The sequence below is a fragment of the Thomasclavelia sp. genome (assembly GCF_047249845.1).
Taxonomy (GTDB): Bacteria; Bacillota_I; Bacilli_A; order Erysipelotrichales; family Coprobacillaceae; genus Thomasclavelia.
Window position 1 is genome coordinate 1 of the sequence record NZ_JBKTWO010000014.1, and the last position, 666, is coordinate 666.

2 protein-coding genes are annotated in these 666 nt (G+C 27.5%); both read left to right on the forward strand.

Annotation, left to right across the window (positions count from 1 at the left end; translation table 11 throughout):
• Positions 1–236 (forward strand): LPXTG cell wall anchor domain-containing protein (locus tag ACLR9T_RS05255; RefSeq protein ID WP_413108483.1); only part of this gene is annotated, 236 nt, incomplete at its 5' end.
• A gap of 236 nt (positions 237–472) precedes the next feature.
• A partial coding sequence (locus tag ACLR9T_RS05260; RefSeq protein WP_413108484.1) for a hypothetical protein occupies positions 473–666 on the forward strand: 194 nt, incomplete at its 3' end.

Sequence of the window (666 nt, forward strand, 5' to 3'; positions counted from 1 at the left end):
TAAATAATCCAGAAGCAACAGCAGAAGAAGTAGAAAAAGCGATAAATGGATTAACAAAAGCAATGGCCGGATTAGAAGCTAATCCATCAGTGGATAATGATGTTAATCCTGTAAAACCAGGAGACACAACAGTAGCTGCTGTTAAGACTGGAGATACTAGTAATTTAGCTGCAACATTAGGGGCAGTAACTTCATTAAGTGTAATTGCATATTTATCTAGAAAGAAAAAGAAATAATTTATATAAAAAAACAACTATATTATTATTGATAAATCAATGATAGTTTATAGTTGTTTTTTATTTATTTGCTTATATGTTTCAAAATATTTAGTGCGTAATTGTCTTATTATAAATATTAAGTTATAATATTTATAGAGAAAAGCTGAAATTATCTAGTAAAATCAGTTGAAGGGAGGATAGGAATATAGTTTTATTTTGACTAGATATTCAAATATAAAAGTGAGGTAATGAAAATGAAAAAAATAATGAAACTTATCTTATCGTTATTAGTATCATTAACTATGGCATTTGGTATGGTTGCTAATGTTTTTGCTAATGATGAAGAATCAAGAATTATTGGTGAATTGATATCTTATTATGCCCAATATCAAGATGGTGCAACAACAGATATTTATCGTTTAGTTGATGAACTAAAAGAGGTTAATGC